Annotated in this window: 18 protein-coding genes and 1 pseudogene; 5 read left to right on the top strand and 14 right to left on the bottom strand. The window is 71.2% G+C overall.

From position 1 onward, the window contains the following. Window positions 1–71: 71 nt before the first annotated feature. The 9 genes from AS594_RS30230 to AS594_RS30190 form a co-directional block, all read right to left on the bottom strand. The gene (locus AS594_RS30230) at window positions 72–356 is read right to left on the bottom strand and encodes a gas vesicle protein (protein ID WP_069935530.1); all 285 of its coding nucleotides are present in this window, start codon (window positions 354–356) and stop codon (window positions 72–74) included. Further along, the gene (locus AS594_RS43115; RefSeq protein ID WP_069935529.1) at window positions 356–1,183 is read right to left on the bottom strand and encodes a GvpL/GvpF family gas vesicle protein; all 828 of its coding nucleotides are present in this window, start codon (window positions 1,181–1,183) and stop codon (window positions 356–358) included. The genes AS594_RS30230 and AS594_RS43115 overlap by 1 nt, the downstream gene beginning before the upstream one ends. Beyond that, window positions 1,176–1,751: a gas vesicle protein gene (locus AS594_RS47990; RefSeq protein ID WP_107393237.1), complete on the bottom strand. Its 576-nt coding sequence runs from the start codon at window positions 1,749–1,751 to the stop codon at window positions 1,176–1,178. Before AS594_RS47990 ends, AS594_RS43115 begins: the two co-directional genes overlap by 8 nt. A 27-nt stretch (window positions 1,752–1,778) precedes the next feature. Beyond that, window positions 1,779–2,939: an SRPBCC family protein gene (locus tag AS594_RS30215; RefSeq protein WP_069935528.1), complete on the bottom strand. Its 1,161-nt coding sequence runs from the start codon at window positions 2,937–2,939 to the stop codon at window positions 1,779–1,781. Beyond that, complete coding sequence (locus tag AS594_RS43995; protein WP_069935527.1) at window positions 2,936–3,607, bottom strand: hypothetical protein; 672 nt, start codon at window positions 3,605–3,607, stop codon at window positions 2,936–2,938. The genes AS594_RS30215 and AS594_RS43995 overlap by 4 nt, the downstream gene beginning before the upstream one ends. A 36-nt stretch (window positions 3,608–3,643) precedes the next feature. Next, the gene (locus AS594_RS30205; protein ID WP_069929976.1) at window positions 3,644–3,892 is read right to left on the bottom strand and encodes a gas vesicle protein GvpG; all 249 of its coding nucleotides are present in this window, start codon (window positions 3,890–3,892) and stop codon (window positions 3,644–3,646) included. 28 nt (window positions 3,893–3,920) lie between these two features. Further along, window positions 3,921–4,634 (bottom strand): GvpL/GvpF family gas vesicle protein, encoded by a 714-nt coding sequence (locus AS594_RS30200; protein WP_069935526.1) that lies wholly within the window; start codon window positions 4,632–4,634, stop codon window positions 3,921–3,923. 3 nt (window positions 4,635–4,637) lie between these two features. After that, the gene (locus AS594_RS30195; protein WP_176733083.1) at window positions 4,638–5,078 is read right to left on the bottom strand and encodes a gas vesicle structural protein GvpA; all 441 of its coding nucleotides are present in this window, start codon (window positions 5,076–5,078) and stop codon (window positions 4,638–4,640) included. A 112-nt stretch (window positions 5,079–5,190) separates the two neighbouring features. Next, on the bottom strand, window positions 5,191–5,556 hold the full coding sequence (locus tag AS594_RS30190) for a gas vesicle protein GvpO (protein WP_069935525.1): 366 nt from the start codon (window positions 5,554–5,556) through the stop codon (window positions 5,191–5,193). A 193-nt stretch (window positions 5,557–5,749) separates the two neighbouring features. Here AS594_RS30190 and AS594_RS30185 point away from each other — a divergent pair, with 193 nt between their 5' ends. After that, window positions 5,750–6,232: an Lrp/AsnC family transcriptional regulator gene (locus tag AS594_RS30185; RefSeq protein WP_069935524.1), complete on the top strand. Its 483-nt coding sequence runs from the start codon at window positions 5,750–5,752 to the stop codon at window positions 6,230–6,232. 156 nt (window positions 6,233–6,388) lie between these two features. Continuing rightward, window positions 6,389–8,023, top strand: a complete 1,635-nt coding sequence (locus AS594_RS30180) for an alpha-amylase family glycosyl hydrolase (protein WP_069935523.1) — start codon at window positions 6,389–6,391, stop codon at window positions 8,021–8,023. On the opposite strand, the gene AS594_RS30175 is transcribed toward AS594_RS30180, so the two are convergent. The 3 genes and pseudogenes from AS594_RS30175 to AS594_RS30170 form a co-directional block, all read right to left on the bottom strand. Further along, the gene (locus AS594_RS30175) at window positions 8,020–9,204 is read right to left on the bottom strand and encodes a zinc-dependent alcohol dehydrogenase (RefSeq protein WP_069935522.1); all 1,185 of its coding nucleotides are present in this window, start codon (window positions 9,202–9,204) and stop codon (window positions 8,020–8,022) included. The two genes, AS594_RS30180 and AS594_RS30175, sit on opposite strands and share 4 nt — an antisense overlap. 244 nt (window positions 9,205–9,448) lie before the next feature. Then, window positions 9,449–9,637: pseudogene (locus AS594_RS46380) on the bottom strand (MFS transporter); the annotation flags it as partial. A 12-nt stretch (window positions 9,638–9,649) separates the two neighbouring features. Further along, window positions 9,650–12,244 carry an AMP-binding protein gene (locus AS594_RS30170; RefSeq protein ID WP_069935521.1) on the bottom strand — a complete coding sequence of 865 codons (2,595 nt, stop codon included), beginning with the start codon at window positions 12,242–12,244 and terminating at the stop codon, window positions 9,650–9,652. A 265-nt stretch (window positions 12,245–12,509) separates the two neighbouring features. Here AS594_RS30170 and AS594_RS30165 point away from each other — a divergent pair, with 265 nt between their 5' ends. From AS594_RS30165 to AS594_RS30155, 3 genes are read left to right on the top strand one after another with little or no spacing between them, the layout of a single operon-like run. Next, window positions 12,510–13,529, top strand: coding sequence for an iron ABC transporter substrate-binding protein (locus AS594_RS30165; protein WP_069935520.1), 1,020 nt, complete (start codon window positions 12,510–12,512; stop codon window positions 13,527–13,529). Between the two features lie 6 nt (window positions 13,530–13,535). Then, the gene (locus AS594_RS30160; RefSeq protein ID WP_069935519.1) at window positions 13,536–15,134 is read left to right on the top strand and encodes an ABC transporter permease; all 1,599 of its coding nucleotides are present in this window, start codon (window positions 13,536–13,538) and stop codon (window positions 15,132–15,134) included. Continuing rightward, the gene (locus AS594_RS30155; RefSeq protein WP_069929968.1) at window positions 15,131–16,186 is read left to right on the top strand and encodes an ABC transporter ATP-binding protein; all 1,056 of its coding nucleotides are present in this window, start codon (window positions 15,131–15,133) and stop codon (window positions 16,184–16,186) included. The genes AS594_RS30160 and AS594_RS30155 overlap by 4 nt, the downstream gene beginning before the upstream one ends. Window positions 16,187–16,269: 83 nt before the next feature. Here the strand turns inward: AS594_RS30155 and AS594_RS30150 are convergent, their stop codons facing one another. Both AS594_RS30150 and AS594_RS30145 read right to left on the bottom strand, forming a co-directional pair. Beyond that, window positions 16,270–16,866: a DoxX family protein gene (locus tag AS594_RS30150; RefSeq protein ID WP_069929967.1), complete on the bottom strand. Its 597-nt coding sequence runs from the start codon at window positions 16,864–16,866 to the stop codon at window positions 16,270–16,272. A 42-nt stretch (window positions 16,867–16,908) separates the two neighbouring features. Next, complete coding sequence (locus tag AS594_RS30145; RefSeq protein ID WP_069929966.1) at window positions 16,909–17,331, bottom strand: secondary thiamine-phosphate synthase enzyme YjbQ; 423 nt, start codon at window positions 17,329–17,331, stop codon at window positions 16,909–16,911. Window positions 17,332–17,348: the final 17 nt, after the last annotated feature.

The following is a 17,348-nucleotide window of genomic DNA, read 5'->3' as shown; positions in this document are numbered from 1 at the left end:
GAGCGGCTCACCCTCCAGCCCCGGCTCGTACGGCTCGTCCGGCCTGTCCGACCTGTCCGGCCTGTCCGGTGTCATGGTGGCGGAGGGCGGTCGCCGGGCGGCTGTACGGACAGTGGGCCGCCTCGGGGCCAGGGGCTCGGGATCTCGGCGTTGATCGAGGTGATGAGCGATCGCAGCGAGATCCGGACGAGGTCGATGTCGGCGATCGACAGCGTGATGTCACCGGTGATGACGGCGCCTCCGGTGAGGAGGCGGTCCAGCAGGTCGATCAGCGCGATCTGCCGGTCCGGCAGCGGCCGGCGGTCCGGCGGTCCCGACAGGGCGGAACCGGACGGCACGGAGGGGTCGGCTGTCATCAGGTGATCACCTCCTGGCCCTGCTCACCGTTCTCGTCCAGTGCTGTCGCGGCGAAAGAGTACGGCGCCCACGGTCCGGTGATCTCGACACGGATGCTGTCGGACTGCCCGGCGGCGCTCAGAACGGCCTGGCGGAAGGCGTCGGCGCGGTCTTGAGGCACCAGATAGGCGTCGTTGACGATGTTTTCGCCCGAGTCCTCGGCGAGCGGGCCCTGTTGCAGGCGGTGGCGGGCGTGTGCGACCGCGTGGGCGCGGGCGGCGGCATCGACGTTCCGTGCGGCGTTCGCGGCTTCCCGGAACGCGTCCTGCCGGGCGTTCCGCTCCTGGTGCCTGCTGCGCAGGTAGGCACGGCCGGGGCTCGTCCCGGCGGCGGGAGCGGCCGTCGTGGAGGCAGCGGGTGCCGCGCGGGGTTCGTAGTAGATCTTGACACCCCACTCCACGCTGCCGTCCACGTGGGAGAGGCGGCGCGCGAACGCGGCGCGTTCCGCCGTGATCAGGGCGTGGACGCGGTCGTCGTCCCCGTAGATGGTCGCCAGCCGCAGCGGGAGGATCGTGCCGGCGGCCGCCACGGCGTCGATGACGTGGTGATGGGCCCGTGCGACGGCTTCGAGCCAGGCGAGGTCCTCCAGGTGGGCGGCGAGCGGTGCCGCCTCGAAGTCGCCGGCCGGAACGCTGCTGACGACCGCCGCCAGGCCGGCGTCCTCGGCCGGGACCAGACGCACCGGCGCTCCGGCTACGCCCCGCAGGGGCGCTACGACGTCGTACAGCCCGTCGCGCAGGACCGCCACGCCGTACAGGTAACTCACGGTCGCGGAAGTTTCAGTCATCGTCGGTCCTCGGAGGTCGCCGGGCGCCGGTACGGCCGGTCTTGGCCGACCCGGTCTCGCGCCTCGGACGCGCCGACGCCCGCGACGCGGAGCGCTCCTTGGGCGCGGAGCGCGCCTCGGACGCGGAGCGCGTCTCGGACGCCGGGACTTCTTCGGACGCCGGGAGCTCTTCGCGCCTCGGGCGCTCCGGCGTCCGGGACGCGGAGCGCCGCTCGGACGCCGGGAGCGCCTGGGCTTCACGCAGGGCGGCTATCTCGTCGCGCAGAAGCCGGTTCTCCTCGACCAGGTCCGGTTTCTTCGCCGCCCGCGAGGACAGCGACGGGTCGTGCTCCCACCAGTCGATGCCCATCTCCTTGGCCTTGTCGACCGAGACCACGAGCAGACGCAGCTTCACCGTGAGCAGTTCGATGTCGAGGAGGTTGATCTGGATGTCACCGGCGATGACGATGCCCTTGTCCAGAACACGCTCCAGGATGTCGGCGAGGTTCGCCGACGAACCCTGGCCGGAGGGCGAGGGGGCCGCCCGCGACGGGAAGGAGCCGAAGTTGCTTTGGGCTGGTTCGCTCACGGCCGTTCCACCTCGATCCGGCGTGGATCAGCGCCGACTGGCAGCACGGCGGCGCGGGCTTTCCTCTTCGTACGGTTCGTCGTCCTCGTCTTCGGATTCCTCGTCGTAGGAGTCGTCGGCTTCGTCGTCGGGTCCCTTGCGCGCCCGTGCCGGCTCCTCCTCGTCCTCCCAGTCCTCGCCTTCGTCCTCGCCCTCCTCGTCGCCTTCCTCCTCGTCACGCTCCTCGCCTTCGTCCCACTGCCCGTCCTCTTCCTCCTCTTCCTCGCCCTCTTCGCCTTCCTCGCCTTCCTCGCCTTCCTCGCCTTCCTCGCCTTCCTCGCCTTCCTCGCCTTCCTCGCCTTCCTCGCCTTCCTCGCCTTCCTCGCCCTCTTCGCCTTCTTCGCCCTCGCTCACCACCTCGCCGTCACGGATCTCACCGCGCCAGCCCTCGGCGGGCTCGCCCTGGAACGAGACGAACTTGCGGAACAGCTTCAGGTCCAGACGGAGGCGGCGGCCCTGGGCGCGCCATATGTTTCCGGTCTTCTCGAACAGGCCCTTGGGGAAGTACTCCACCACCACGAGCACCTTGGTCAGGTTCTCGTCGAGCTCGTGGAAGGTCACTGCCCCCTTTGTCGTGCCCTTGGCGCCCTCGGAGGTCCAGACGATGCGCTTGTCCGGAATCTGTTCGGACACCTTCGCCTTGTAACTGCGGTTGGACTTGGCGACCTTCACCTGCCAGTTGGAACTGGTCTCGTCGGACTGTTCGACGTTGACGACGCCCTTGGCGAAGCGGCTGAACTTCTGGAACTCGGTCCACTGGTTGTACGCCTGCTGGAGGGGCACACCGATGTCGATGTCCTCGATGATGACGACACTCTTCGACCGGGTCTCGCCCTTGCCGCCCTTGCCGCCACCGAACATGCCTTTGACCTTGTCCTTCAGGCCGCCGACCATGTGGGACAGTCCCATGCCGCCCGCCACCCGGGCCGGTGATTTGCCCTCACTGAGTTGCTTGCCGCCCTTGGCCAGCGTGGAGAGGGTGCCGCCGACCGAACTGCCGGGTTCGGCCAGTTGCTTGGTAGCCTCGCCGAGCCGCTGCCCCATTGTGGTGACCGTCCGCGCGGCCCTGGCTTGCAGGTATTGCTGGAGCTCTTCCTTCAGCCGGTTGCCCGCGTCGCCGGCCAGCCCAGTCTTCTTGCTGTCGGTCATTCCTCGGACCTCCCCTTCGTGGCAGCACCACGTCGGTCACCGCGCGGCGCGGCGGGCCCGGCCGCCGCCTTCTTCTTGCGCGCGGGCTTGTCGGACTTACGGGCGGGAGCGCGGCTCGGCTTGTCCGAATCCGCCTGCGCTTCCTTGTCCGCTTCCTTGTCCGCTTCCTTGTCCGGTTCCTTGTCCGGTTCCTTGTCCGGTTCCTTGTCCGGTTCCTTGTCCGGTTCCTTGTCCGCTTCCTTGTCCGCTTCCTTGTCCGTGTCGGGTTCTTCCTCCCCCTCGGCCTCCGCGTCTTCGCTGCCCGTACCGCCCTTGGGGCCCTTGACATCCGCGATACCCGTGATGCCCGTGACATCCGGGATGTCCTCGGCCCCCGGAACCTGTTCCTGCAGGCTCACAGTGCGCTCGTGCAGCGAATCGGCCAGCTTGTCCGCCCAGGCGCCGACGGCGACGGCGCCGGCTTCCTTGCCCGCGCTGACCAGTTCCTTGCGTACCTGTTCGCTGACGGCGTCCATGGCCGGTGAGCCGGCTATCGCCGAGGTGATCTTCTTCGTGTCCACGTTCCTCTTGATCGCCCAGGCCGCGACAGCCATGGCCAACTTGGCGTTCTTCGTCCGGCCCAGGGCGTAACCGCCGACCAGCGCCGCACCGATTGCTGCTTTGCTCATCGTGAGGACTCCTCCTGACGTGTCACTGTTCTCCGGTCAGCGTGGGTTTTCCCGGAAGCGGCGGATCTCCTCCAGCCGGTCCAGCAACTCGTCCTCACGCCGGTCGAACGTTTCCTCGTCGATCTCGCCGGACTCCAGCGCCCGTTCCAGCTCGGCGAGTTCCCGCATGATGGGGCCGGGGTCGTAGTACTGGTCCTCGGCGGCCCGTGCCACCTGCTCAACCACCCACCCGACGCCCCGCACAGGGGCCAGCGGAAGAGTGAGCAACTGGGTCAGCAAGCCCATGACCACATCTCCCTTGCGCTTGGGGTGTCTAGACGAAGCTGTACGGCGGAAGGGGGCCGTGGAGGCGGAAGGCGAAGTCCTCACCGCGCCGGTCGGCGAGCTCCTTCTCCGCGGTCATGAATTCGTTCTGCCCGGCCTGTTCCACCAGGAACGAGACGCTGACGAAGTCGTCGCCCGTCGGGTCCGAGGTACGTACGTCGCGGGCCTGCGGGCGCAGCGCTTCCACGGTCTCTGCCGCGAGGACCTCGTGCCGCCGCTGAACCTCCGCGGCGACCAGCTCTCCGAGCGCCATCCGCAGATCCTGGCCACCTCGGCCGCTGCGGATGTCCTCGTTGATGCGACGCGCTTCGTCGTTCTGGAGCAGGATGTCGCGCAGCAGCGCTTCCTCCGCGCATGACGCCTTCAGGTGGAACTCCACGCAGCCGTCGAGCGCCGACAGCCGCTCGCGGTACTCGTCGGCTCCCTCGTCCAGTACCTGCCGCACCGCCTCGTCGTCGGGCGCCAGCGCCCCGAAGCGCAGCGGCAGGACGCTGCCGTCGGCCATCACCCGCTCCAGCACCGACTGGTGCGCCAGTACGTCGCGCCGCTTGGCCTTGAGCCCTTCGGGAGCGTCGCTCACCACGGCGACCAGTGACTGGCCGTCCACGGTGCGCAGTTGCTCCGGCGGATCTCCCACGCCGTTGACATCGTCCAGGCGCAGGGGATGGGCCGCAGACGTGATCGCGTAGACATAGACCGCCATCGCTCACTCTTCCCGGTGCCGGGAAGGGCGGCGCGACGGCCGGGACCTCTCCCGCTCCTCTGCCGGCTCGGGCTCTTCCTCACGGCCCTTGTGAAGGGAGTCGGTGAACGCCTCCACCGCGCCCGTGAGAGCGCCCTTGCTCTTGCCCCTGGCCCCGCCTTCCGTGACCTGGCCGACGACATCGGTCAACTGACTCGGCGCCTTGCGCCCGGTTTCGAGATCGAGCCGGTTGCAGGCCTCGGCGAATCGCAGGTACGTGTCGACGCTGGCCACCACGACGCGGGCGTCGATCTTCAGGATCTCGATACCGACCAGCGAGACCCGTACGAACACGTCGATGACCAGTCCGCGGTCCAAGATCAGTTCCAGGACGTCGTACAGCGAGCCCGAGCCACCACCGCCCTGGGCTACGCCGCCTCCGCCACTCTGCGGCACCACGGTCACGGTGCCTCCCTTCGTGGGCGGCGCCACAAGTGCGTCGCCCGGTCCAGCCGCCGATTTCCACTGTGTTCAGCTGTCGGCCGCGGCGCGGATCCGGCCGCGCCGCCGCAGGCCCTCAGCCCCGCCGGTCGATCTGGCCCCGGGTGTACCGGCGGATCCGCTCGTACGACATGAGCTCGCCTTCGGCGTCGAGCGTCACCCGGTAGCTCGCCATCACGCTCGTCGTCTCGGGGATGCGCTCCAGTTCGAGCACTTCCACATCGGCCTCCCACCCGTCATCGGTGGGCCGTACCGCGGAGACGGATTCCGGCGCCCTCCCCAGCAGGTCTTTCAGCTGCTGAGTCGCCGAACGCATGACGCGGGGTGCCGAGAGCCGCCGCGGACGCCCGGCGTCCTGCTCGCGCGGTTCACGCTCTTCGTGGTCCTCGCGATGCCGACGCTTGGGAGGCCGCGCTTCGTCGCCGTCTCGATCCGGGGCCATGCTCTTCCCAAATAGCTTGAAGAGGTACATAAAACATTAATTTGCATCCTATCGGACACATGAGCGGGGGCGCGCGCCGGGGAGCCGCCCACCGGAAAGTGATCATGGATACTGGCCCGAGCCGGCCGGGGTCGCCTTGTGCCATTGGTAGGGTCTACGGCCGACAGCCGGGCCAGAAGGAGACCAGCGGATCATGGCAGTGGACGAGCTCGACACCCGTATCCTGCGGCTCCTGATCGAGCAGCCGCGCACCAGCGTGCGCGAGTACGCCCGCCTCCTCGGCATCGCCCGCGGAACGCTCCAGGCCCGGCTCGACCGGCTGGAGCGCGACGGTGTGATCACCGGTACGGGCCCCGCCCTCTCCCCCGCGGCCCTCGGCCACCCGGTGCTCGCGTTCGTACACGTCGAGGTCACCCAGGGGCACCTCGACGAGGTGGGTGACGCGCTGGCGGCGGTGCCCGAGATCATCGAGGCGTTCTCCATCACGGGCGGCGGCGACCTGCTGACGCGGGTGGCCGCCCGGGATGCCGGTCACCTCGAAGACGTCATCCAGCGGCTGATCCAGATCCCCGGCGTCGTACGGACGCGCACCGAGGTGGCGCTGCGCGAGCGTGTCCCGCACCGACTGCTGCCCCTGGTCGAGTCGGTGGGACGGTCGGCCGCCCAGCAGAAGTGACCGGCGGCGGGCACACCGGGGCGAGTCCGCGTCCACGCCCGCGTCCCGCCTTCCGGCCGCGCCGGCGTCGGGGTTCCGACCGGGCCAGCGTGCCCGTCCTCCTCGGCGTCCGCCCGGCGGGCGTGCGCGGTGCGGCAGGAGGGGAAGTACCCCTCCATGACAACGTTCCGCCCCGCCCCCGCCTGGCTGGCCGACGCCGTCTTCTACCAGATCTACCCGCAGTCCTTCGCCGACTCCGACGGCGACGGCATCGGTGACTTCAACGGCATCACCCAGCACCTCGACCACCTCGCCTGGCTGGGCGTCAACTGCGTCTGGCTGAACCCCTGTTTCGCCTCGCCGTTCCGTGACGCGGGCTACGACGTCAGCGACTACCTCACGGTCGCCCCGCGCTACGGCACCGACGACGACCTCGCCGCGCTCGTCGAGGCGGCGCGCCGCCGCGGCATCCGCGTACTCCTCGACCTCGTCGCCGGGCACACCTCCAACGAGCACGCCTGGTTCACCGCGTCCGCCGACGATCCCGGCGACGACCGCTACATCTGGACCGACGGCAGCCAGCCGCCGCCCGCGGGTTTCGTGGCCTCCCCCGGCGCCCGCCCGGGCGCGTACCTGCCGAACTTCTTCGCCTCCCAGCCCGCCCTCAACTTCGGCTACGCGCGCACCGATCCGGCTGAGCCCTGGCGCCGGCCGGTGGTTGCCGCGGGGCCCCGCGCCAACCGCGCCGCCCTGCGCGACATCATGGACCACTGGCTCCGCCGCGGTCTGTCCGGCTTCCGCGTCGACATGGCCGCCTCGCTCGTCAAGGACGACCCCGGCAAGCGCGAGACCGCGAAAGTCTGGACCGAGCTGCGGCACTGGCTCGACGCCGCGCACCCCGGAGCCGTCCTGCTGTCGGAGTGGGGCGATCCGGACGTGTCCGTACCGGCGGGCTTCCACGCCGACTTTTTCCTCCAGTTCGGCGGCCCCACCGTCGGCCGCCCCCTGCGCTCCCTGTGGAACAACCGGCACGGCACCGACAGTGACGACTGGGACCCCGTCGACTGCTTCTTCGACCCGGGCGGCAAGGGCTCGCCCCGTCCGTTCGTCGAAGCGTGGCGGGACGCCACCGCCGCCGTCGCCGGCCGGGGGTTCACCGCGCTGCCCACCTCCAACCACGACTTCGCACGCCTCAACTGCGGCCCCCGTACGCCCGATCAGCTCCCCGCCGCGTTCGCCTTCCAGCTCACCTGGCCGACCCTTCCGGCGATCTACTACGGCGACGAGATCGGCATGCGCTTCGTCCCCGGCCTCCCCGACACCGAAGGCAGCGTCCTGGGCCCGCGCTACAACCGGGCGGGTTCCCGTACCCCCATGCAGTGGGACACCACGCCGGGCGCCGGATTCTCCACCGCTCCCGAGGAGCGCTTCTACCTGCCGCTCGACCCCGGTCCAGACCGGCCCACCGTCGCCGCCCAGCGCCGGGACGAAGGCTCACTGCTGCACCTGGTCCGGCGCCTCGTCGCCCTGCGCACCGCCACCCCCGAACTCGGCAGCTCGGGCACGGTGGACGTGCTGCACGACGGCCACCCCTTCGTCTACGTCCGTGGCGGGCGCTATCTGGTCGTCATCAATCCGCGGCGTGCCGCAGCCGCGGTCACCGCGCCCGCCGCCCTGTCATGCGGCCCGCTCCCGCGGCCCGTCGAGGTCTCGGGCGTACGCTTCGGCGCTCACACCATCACGGCGGAGGGGTTCGCGTACGGCGTCTTCGACCTGGGAGCGGGCCGGTCCGGGCGCCCTGCTTCCGGTTAGGGCCTGAGCAGCGTCTTGACCATGCCGTCCTGCTTGGCCTGGAACATCTCGTACGCCTTCGGGGCGTCCTCCAGCGGCATGGAGTGGGTGGCGAAACCCTCGACTCCCAGCGGATCACCGTCGCTCAGGAGCGGGAGGATGTCGTCGACCCAGCGCTTGACGTTGGCCTGACCCATCCGGAGCTGGATCTGCTTGTCGAACAGGGTCAGCATCGGCATCGGGTCGGTCATGCCGCCGTACACGCCGGACAGCGAGACGGTGCCGCCCCTGCGTACCACGTCGATCGCGGTGTACAGGGCGTGCAGGCGGTCGACTCCGGCGTGTTCCATCAGCTTCTGGCTCACGGCGTCGGGCAGCAGGCCGGTCATCCACTGGGCGGCCTTGGCGACGGGCGCGCCGTGGGCCTCCATGCCGACGGCGTCGATCACCGAGTCGGTGCCCCGGCCGTCGGTCAGGTCGCGGATGGCGTCGGGGAGGTTCTTGCCGTAACTGCGCAGGTCGAGCGGCTTGACGCCACGGGCCCCGGCGCGGCTCAGCCGCTCCGGCACCAGGTCGACGCCGATGACCAGGCTCGCTCCCCGGTGCAGGGCTATACGGGCCGCCATGTCGCCGATGGGGCCGAGGCCGAGGACGGTGACGGTTCCACCGGGCGGGATTGCGGCGTACTCGACAGCCTGCCAGGCGGTGGGCAGCACGTCGGAGAGGTAGACGTAACGCTCGTCGGGCGGTCCGTGCTCCACCTTGACCGGCAGGCTGTCACCGAACGGTACGCGGAGGAACTCGGCCTGCCCGCCGGGGACTTGGCCGTATAGCTTGGTGTATCCGAAGAGCGACGCGCCCATGCCGCGCTCCCGGACCTGGGTGGTCTCGCACTGCGAGTGCAGGCCCTGTTCGCACATGAAGCAGTGCTGGCAGGAGACGTTGAACGGGATCACGACCCGGTCGCCGGGCGACAGCGCGGTCACGCCGGCGCCCACTTCCTCCACGATGCCCATGGGTTCGTGGCCGAGGATGTCGCCGGGGTCCAGGTAGGGCCCGAGGATCTCGTACAAGTGCAGGTCGGAACCGCAGATGCCGGACGAGGTGATGCGTACGATCACGTCCGTCGGCTCATTCAGCTGCGGGTCGGGCACCGTCTCCACCCGTACGTCCCGCCTTCCGTGCCAGGTCAGTGCGCGCATCGCTCTCTCCTCGCCGCTCTTCGCCGCTCGGTCTCTCTCGCTCTGCGGGTCCCCAGCCGGGGCGGTGCCATTCCTGAATGTCCGGATTCGCCCCGTGCCGGGGTTCGGCCCCGGCGGGCCCGGTCCGGCCGGACAGCGGGCGTTCAGGACCGAACCGGCATGGCCTCCGCGCCCCGGCGCGCGGGCAGCGCCGCGCCCGGCATCGCCGTGCCGGAGAGCCTGGACCTCTCGGCGAGGCGCGCCGGCGGGCCGTACGTACCCGGAGGGACGTCACCGCGAGCGTGTTCAGCACGAACAGCGCCGACACCAGCCACTGCGGCGCCTGCGTGCGTTCCGTAACCCATAGAGGAATGCCGAGGCTGAGCAGCGGCATCCGCAGCAGCAGGACCGCGTTGAGGAGGGTGACGACGGCGTACGGCCGGTCGCGCAGTACCGCAGCCGTGCGCTAGTCGCCGCGCCGTGCGGACACGCGTGCCCGCGCGGCCGTACCGCGCGAGCCCGGCAGCGACGGCCGCCACCTCATCACGCGGGTCGCCAGCGCGGCGTAAGCGATGCCGACGAGGAGGGAGGCGAGCGTCGCAACCAGGGTGGGCATGCCTTCGAGGCGCGGGAAGACCTGCCAGTGCGTCACATAGATGTAGAGCGAACTGCCCGCGAGGACGCCCGCGACACGGTTGACCCAGGCCACGCTCGGTACGGTACGGACCCAGATCAGCAGGGTCAGGCCCACCACGACGACCACCTCACGGGCCAACTCGCCAGGGAAGAAGCCCGGCACGGTCGCAAGGACGGCGGCGTTCACGAGCAGCCGCTGACCCACCGTGGAGGCCCTGGCCGCGGTCCAGCCCAGCGCGAACAGCCAGAACACGGTGACCACCAGCGGAACGTGTACCCGTGCTTCGAGCCCGAACAGGTCGTAGCGGCCGATCAGGCCCAGGACCGCGAGGGCGGCGGGCAGCGCGAACGGGAAGCGCCGCTCGGCGCGGTCAACCCACGGCACGGCCAGCAGGGCGGCCACCGCGACCAGCATGTAGAGGAGGACCTCGATGAACCAGAAGCCGTCGTTGGGGCCGAGGAGGCTCGTGAGCAGCAGGACACCGGTGAGGTCGTAGTCGTCGGTGACGAGCAGCATCAGCGCGAGCCAGGCCATGCTCGGCACGGCGATCCGCGCGACGCTGCGGCCGATGTTCCGCAGCCGCTCGCGGCGGTCGGCGCAGCCGAGGTGGAAGCGGGCGAAGTTATACCCCGCGACGCCGAGCAGCACGTGGGCGCCGCCCTTGACCCAGAAGAGGTGGATGTGCGAGCCGACGATGAGCACGATGGCCACGGCACGCAGCGCGACGCTCGTCTCCAGCGTGCGGCGCCGGCTGCCGCGCCGCTTGTCCGCGGGCCGGCCCGACGGCTCGCGGAGTTCACGGATGGGCAGCGTGTGCCAGTGGTCGGGCAGTTCGCCGAGGACCTCTTCGAGGTGCAGTGACATCTCTACGTACGACAGGGAATCACCGCCGAGGCCGACGAAGCTGCTGTCCTCGGTGACAGCGTCCCGGTCGAGGATCCGGGCGTACAGGCGGCACAGAGCGGCGGCGGCCGGCTCGGACGCCGTCGCTTCGGCGGGGGCGGCGGGCGGCGCGGGCGCGGGCCCGGCCAGTTCCCGTATCGCCCGGTAGTCGGCCTTTCCGGTGGCGAGCCTGGGGAGTTCGGCCAGGACGCGGACGCGTACGGCGCGCGGAGGGAGACCGCATTCGGCGGTCACCAGCCGCCGCACTCCGTTGGGGTCGGCGGCCTCCGGATCGCCCAGGACGGCCACGACCAGCTCGTCGTCGTCGCCGGTGCAGCAGGCGGTGACCCCGTGCTTCTCCAGCATCGCCTCCACCTGCTGCGGGTCGATCCGCAGGCCGAGGATCTTCGCGAACCGGCTGCGCCGGCCGACCAGTTCGTACAGTCCGTCGGGGGCGAGCCGGGCGATGTCGCCGGTGTGCAGTTCGTCGACCGTACGGCCGAGAGCGAGGTCCTCGGGGCCTTCGGCGTAGCCGAGCATCACGTTGGGTCCGGTGTACACCAGTTCGCCGGTCGACTCGCCCGGCCAGTCCGGCAGCGGCTGGAGCCGGAAGGAGCCGCCGGGGACGGCGATTCCGGCCGCCTCCGGGCGGGTGTGCGCGAACTCCGGCGGCAGGTAGGCCATGCGGGCCGTCGCCTCGGTCTGGCCGTACATGACGAACAGGTCCCAGCCGGCCGCGCGGCCCAGCGCGGCGTACCGCGCGACGCGGGCGGGCGCCAGGCGCCCGCCCGCCTGGGTGACATAGCGCAGGTGGGGCAGTTCCATCGCGTCGAAGCCGACGCGGTCGAGCAGTTCGAAGGTGTACGGGACGCCGGCGAAGGTCGTTCCGCGGGCGTCGCAGAACAGTTCCCAGAAGCAGGCGTCGGTGACCGAGAGGCCGGTGAGGATCACCGCGGCGCCGCGCAGGAGGTGGCTGTGCAGGACGGAAAGGCCGTAGCAGTAGTGCATCGGCAGGGTCGTCGCGGCGCGGTCGGTGTCCCGGATGTCCAGGTACTCGGCTATGGATTCCGCGTTGGCCTGCACGTTCTGGTGCGAGAGGCGGACGAGCTTGGGCGATCCGGTGGAGCCGGAGGTGCTCAGCAGCAGCGCGAGATCGGGGTGGAGCGTATGCGCGGAGATGTCACGCCGCTCGTCGAGCACCCATCCGTCGCCGTCCGGGCGCGCCACCACGTCCGGGTCGTACGCGTCGGTCAGTGACCGCACGGCCTCCGGGTGGTCTCCGGGCACCAGCAGGACGGGGTGTCCGCCGGCCAGGGCCGCGAGGTGCACGACGAGGGCGTCGACGGTGTTGGCGGCGACGAGCAGGACCAGGCGCCGCTCCGGACCGAGGCGGCGGGCCGTGGCGTCGACCCGTACGGCCAGCTCACGGTAGGACACCCGGCCGTCGGCGGTGATGACGGCCGTACGGTCGCCGTGGGCCGCGAGGGCGTCGGCGAACGGAACGTTCTTGGTGCCTGGGAGCAGGCCGGAAGGGGCTTTCACGAGCGCATCTTAGGAAAGCCTTACTTGCTTGGATAGTCACAGAAACGTCACAAGTGATCCATTGTGGTGCGCGGATAAAGGCGGGGTAAGGTCGGCTCCGCCGCCCGCTCGACAGCGACAGAACGTTACGTACATCACTCTTGACGTTTAGGTTAGCTTTACCTTATTTATAGGGCGTTCCCAGGTTCCCCCGCGGCTCCGCCACGCCGCTCGCTCCCTGACGACGCGATCCGCGGCGCAAGTGAGCCATGCAGAAAGGCTTCGCATGCGACGCCCCCTGATCCGACGCCTCACCGCGCTGTGCGCGGCAGCGACCCTCCTCGCGACCGCCGCGGCCTGCGGCAACCCCGAGGACGACGCCGGTCTCGTGATCTACTCCGGCCGCAACGAGAACCTGGTCAAGCCACTCCTGGAGGACATGGAGAAGGCGATCGGCACGACGATCGCCGTCCGTTACGGCGACAGCGCCGAAATGGCCGCCCAGATCCAGGAGGAGGGCGACAAGACCAAGGCCGGCCTGTTCTTCTCCCAGGACGCCGGAGCCCTCGGAGCCCTCTCCACCAAGGGCCTACTCAAGAAGCTCCCCGAGTCGTCGCTGGACAAGGTGGACCCGTCCTTCCGCGGCGGCGCGGGCGACTGGGTGGGCACCTCGGGGCGCGTGCGCGTCCTCGCGTACCACCCCGGTCAGGTCAGCAAGGTCCCGGACAGCGTGCACGATCTGACCAAGCCCGAGTGGAAGGGCAAGGTCGGGTACGTCCCGACCAACGCCTCCTTCCAGGCATTCGTCACCGGCATGCGCGTCCTGGAGGGCGACGACGCCACCCGCGCCTGGCTCAAGGGCCTCAAGGCCAACGAGCCGAAGGTGTACGAGAACAACCTCAAGGTGCTGGACGCCGTCGGTGAGGGCGAGGTCGCCCTCGGACTGGTCAACCACTACTACTGGTACGAGCAGGTCGCCGAGAAGGGCGAGGACAAGGTCGGCGCGAAGATCCACTTCCTGCCGGGCGGTGACCCGGGTTCGCTCGTCAACGCGGCCGGCGTCGGCATCCTCAAGAGCAGCGACCAGACCGCGGCGGCGCAGAAGGCAGTCGACTTCCTGCTGTCCGAGAAGGCGCAGAAGTACTTCGCCGACGACACCAAGGAATACCCCCTGGCCGCAGGCGTCACCAGCACGGTCAAGGACCTGCCGGCGCTGGAGTCGCTCGACGCCCCCAAGATCGACCTCGGCAAGCTGGAATCGCTTCAGGAGACCCTGAAGATGCTCCAGGACGTCGGGATGGTCTGAGCCGTCATGCCTGCCCCGGATCCCGTCCCACCGGCGGGACCGGCCGCCCTCCCGCCCCGCCCGTCCGGCCCCCAGGCGCCGGCCGGGCGGCTGAGCGCCGAGCGCCGCCCGCCCGCCGTCCTCGTCGTTCCCGCCCTCGCGGCGGCCGTGTTCGCGCTGCTGCCGCTGGGCTACCTCGCGGTCCGCTCCCTGGAGCGCGGTCCCGCGTTCGCCTGGCAGGTCGTGGCGAACGAGCGCACGGCGGAACTGCTCGGCCGGAGCCTCGGCCTCGCCGCCGTCGTCGTCACGGCCAGCCTGCTCCTGGGCATTTCGCTGGCCTGGCTGACCGTGCGGACGGCGCTGCCCGCCGCCCGGGCCTGGTCCGTGCTGGTGACACTGCCGCTCGCGGTGCCCAGTTATGTGGCGGCCTTCGCGTGGCTGTCCGCCTTCCCGGATCTCGCGGGCTTCACCGGTTCGGCCCTGGCGCTGACCCTGGTGAGCTTCCCGTACGTCTACCTGCCCGTCACGGCCTCGCTGCGCGGCGCCGATCCGGCGCAGGAGGAAGTCTCCCGGTCGCTCGGCACCGGGGCGCTGCGTACCTTCTGGCGCGTGACACTGCCCCAGGTGCGGCCCGCCGCGGCCGGAGGCGCGGTGCTGGTCGCGCTCTACGTCCTCTCCGACTTCGGCGCCGTGTCGCTGATGCGGTACGACACGTTCACGCGCGGCATCTACACCTCGTACCGGGCCAGTTTCGACCGTACGCCCGCCGCCGCCCTCAGCGTCGTACTCGTCGTGATGACCGTCGCACTGGTCGCCGCCGAGGCGCGCACGCGCGGGCGCGCGGGCCACGCGAGGACGGGAACCGGCACCGCGCGGCCCGCCGTCGCGGCGCCGCTCGGGCGGTGGCGCGTACCGGCGCTGGCCTGGTGCGCGGCGGTCACCGCCGTCGCCGTCGTCACGCCGCTGGCCACGCTCGGGTACTGGCTCGCCGTCGGCAACTCGGCGACGTCGGACCCGGCCCGGCTGCTCGAAACCGCCGGCACGACCCTCGGCGTCGCGGCCGCCGGCGCGCTGCTGACGACGCTGCTCGCCCTGCCCGTGGGCGTGATCGCCGCCCGCCACCGGGGACGCGCCGCCCACCTGCTGGAGCAGTCCGCGTACGCGGGCCACGCGCTGCCGGGCATCACCGTCGCGCTGTCGCTCGTCTTCTTCGCGGTCCGGTACGCCGAACCGCTCTACCAGGACTACCCGTTGCTGGTCTGCGCCTACGCCGTACTCTTCCTGCCGGTCGCGGTCGCGGGCACCCGGGCCGCCGTACTCCAGTCCCCGCCGGTACTGGAGGACGTCGCCCGCTCGCTCGGCCGCAGCCCCCTGCGCGTGCTGCGGGAGGTCACCGTGCCGCTGGCCGCGCCGGGGGTGGCCGCCGGGGCGGCGCTGACGTTCGTCGTCTGCATGAAGGAACTGCCGGCGACGCTGCTCCTGCGCCCCACCGGCATGGACACCCTCGCCACCCGTCTGTGGACGGAGACCGGAACCGGATCCTTCGCCGCCGCCGCACCGTACGCGGCGGCGCTGATCCTGCTCGCCGCCGTCCCCTCGTACCTCCTTGGGAGGCACCGCACATGAACGACCTGCGGATCACCGGAGTGTCCAAGGGCTACGGTCCGGGCTCGACGGTCCTCGACGGCCTGGACCTGGACGTCCCCGGTGGCGCGCTGGCCGCCGTACTCGGCCCCTCCGGCTGCGGCAAGACCACCCTGCTGCGCGTCGTCGCCGGCTTTCTGCGGGCGGACGCGGGCACCGTCGCTGTCGGCGGGCGCACCCTGGCCGGTCCGGGGACGCATCTGCCTCCGGAGAGCCGCCGGGTCGGGATCGTGCCCCAGGAGGGCGCGCTCTTCCCGCACTTGAGCGTCGCGCGCAATGTCGCCTTCGGTCTGACCGGCCGGGACCGCGCCGAACGCCGCGGCCGCACGGACGAGATGCTCGACCTCGTCGGCCTGGCCGGGTACGGCGAGCGGATGCCGCACGAGCTGTCCGGCGGACAGCAGCAACGCGTCGCCCTGGCCCGCGCCCTGGCGCCGGAGCCCGCGCTGGTCCTGCTGGACGAGCCGTTCAACGCGCTCGACAGCGCCCTGCGCGCGGGGGTGCGGGCCGACGTACGGGCCGCCCTGCGCGCCACCGGCGCCACCGGCGTCCTGGTCACGCACGACCAGCAGGAGGCGCTGTCCATGGCGGACCTGGTCGCGGTCGTACGGGACGGGAGGGTCGCCCAGTGCGACACACCCCAGGAGGTCTACCGCCGGCCCGCCGACACCTGGGTGGCCCGCTTCGTCGGCGACGCCGTCCTGCTGCCCGGCACGGCGGACGAAAGCGGCGCCACGGCCGACACCGCGCTGGGCCGCCTCCCGCTCGCCGCCGCCGGGAGCCGGGGCGGGGGCACCGTGCTGCTCCGGCCGGAGCAACTGCGCCTCACGGAACCCGGAGGCCCCGGGGAGTCCGGGAAGGCCGCCCGGGGGACGGTGACCGACGTGGCGTACTACGGGCACGACGCGATGGTCACGGTCGCCGTGGACGGACTGGAAACCCCGGTCGGCGTCCGCATCACCGGACCGGTACCCGTGCACCCGGGCGAGCGCACCGGCGTCCACGTCACGGGCGAGGCGACGCTGCACGCCTGACGCGGTCAGCGGTAGGCGGCGGGAAGGGCGCGGACGGCGGCGGTCGCGCAGGGGGCGGGTGAACCGTCCGCGCCCCGTACCCCTCAGCCGACCGGGAGCCGGTCCCGTACGGAGCCGGCCGCCGACTGGACGCCGTGCGCCGCGCCGGAGACCGCCGAGCCGGCCGCCGACTGGACGCTGTGCGCAGCGCCGGAGACGGCCGAGCCCACATCGCGCTTGGCCCGGCGGGCACTGCGCCGGCCGGACGACGCCGCCGTGCGCGAGCGGTAGGCCAGGGACGGCTTGCCGTGCGTGTCCGCGGCGGCGAGCAGCAGCCCGCCGAAGAGGGACAGGTTCTTGACGAACTGGACGCGCTGGTGGTCCCGTTCGTCCGGGTCCTCGGTCTTCCACCAGGCGTGCCCGGCGATCGTCGTGGGCACGAGCGTCGCGGCCAGTGCGAGGGCGGAGGCGCGCGGGAACCGGCCGATGGAGAGCAGGAAGCCCGCTCCCAGCTGGACGGCGCTGTTGATCTGTACGAGCCGCACCGTGTCGTCCGGCAGCTGCGTGACCCGCTCCGCCACGGGCTGGGCGACCGGGTCGGCGGCCGGAGCCACCGACCGCGGGTCGCGCAGGGTACGGAGCCCGCCCGAGACGAAGACGGAGGCGAGCAGGGGGCGGGCGGCTTTCCTCAGAATAGGCATGCCGACCGACTGCCCCGAGTCGGGGCGCTCACGCCTGCCGCTTCACCCGAGGAAGCTCAGCCGCACACGGCGGTCGGGATTGTCCTTGTTCGTGTCGACCAGGCAGACGGACTGCCAGGTGCCCAGTTCCAGGCGGCCCGCGATCACGGGCAGGGTCGCGTGCGGAGGGATCAGGGCAGGCAGTACGTGGTCCCGGCCGTGCCCGGGGGTGCCGTGGCGGTGCTGCCAGCGATCGTCGGCGGGGAGCAGGGTGTGCAGCGCGGCAAGGAGGTCGCTGTCGCTGCCCGCACCGGTTTCGAGGATCGCGATACCGGCCGTCGCGTGCGGGACGAAGATGTTGAGCAGGCCGTCCCTGTCTCGCGCGGCCTGCTGGAGGAACTGCTCGCAGTCGTGGGTCAGGTCGGCCACGGTCTCGTCCGTACCGGTGGTGACGTTCAGGATGCGGGTGGTGAAGACGTCGGACATGTCTCCATCATGCACAC

Origin of the sequence: Streptomyces agglomeratus, from assembly GCF_001746415.1 — a bacterium.
GTDB classification, from domain to species: domain Bacteria; phylum Actinomycetota; class Actinomycetes; order Streptomycetales; family Streptomycetaceae; genus Streptomyces; species Streptomyces agglomeratus.
The sequence above is the reverse complement of the archived record's forward strand: the minus strand, read 5'-3'. Positions and strand labels throughout refer to the sequence as shown.